The following is a 747-nucleotide window of genomic DNA, read 5'->3' as shown; positions in this document are numbered from 1 at the left end:
GACTCGACCTGCTCGGAAACGAGCAGCCTCTCCGGCGAGACCAGTTCGAACTTGAAAGCTTCAGCCATGCCAATCTAGCGAGTAGGGAATAGCGGGTAGCGAGTAGTGAAAAACTCGGCCGGCCCACTGATCCCTATTCGCTACTCCCTATTCGCTATTCGCTTCTTTACGCCGCTTCAGCCGCCAGGCGCTGCGCCTTCTCGACCGCTTCCTCGATGCCGCCGACCATGTAGAAGGCGGCTTCGGGCAAATGGTCGTAATCGCCGGCGCAAAGGCCTTTGAAGCCCTTGATGGTGTCGGCAAGGTCGACCAGCTTGCCGGGCGAGCCGGTGAACACTTCGGCGACGAAGAACGGCTGCGACAGGAAGCGCTCGATCTTGCGGGCGCGGGCAACGGTCTGCTTGTCCTCTTCCGACAGCTCGTCCATGCCAAGGATGGCGATGATGTCCTGCAGCGACTTGTAGCGCTGCAGGATCGACTGCACCTGGCGGGCGACCTGGTAGTGCTCCTCGCCGACAACCATCGGGTCGAGCATGCGCGAGGTCGAATCGAGCGGATCAACGGCCGGGTAGATGCCCTTTTCCGAGATCGCGCGGTTGAGCACGCACGTTGCGAGCCTTCTCCCTGCGGCGTGCGAGCCCGGCGCGGACAGCATGTCGCGGCCGTGGCAACCAACCTGGCGACGAAACGCAGAATCGTCGGTGAGGAGACTCCCGCCGCGGTCGAGAATTCGGCCACGGTCTTCAG

Annotated in this window: 2 pseudogenes; both read right to left on the bottom strand. The window is 62.5% G+C overall.

Annotated elements, in window-relative coordinates:
• Positions 1 to 68 (bottom strand): annotated as a pseudogene (locus tag EOA32_RS37520) (F0F1 ATP synthase subunit epsilon); the annotation flags it as partial.
• 98 nt (positions 69 to 166) lie between these two features.
• Positions 167 to 747: pseudogene (locus EOA32_RS37515) on the bottom strand (hypothetical protein); the annotation flags it as partial.

Source organism: Mesorhizobium sp. M1A.F.Ca.ET.072.01.1.1 (genome assembly GCF_004023325.1).
Lineage (GTDB): Bacteria > Pseudomonadota > Alphaproteobacteria > Rhizobiales > Rhizobiaceae > Mesorhizobium.
This window is presented reverse-complemented; position numbering and strand designations above follow the sequence as displayed.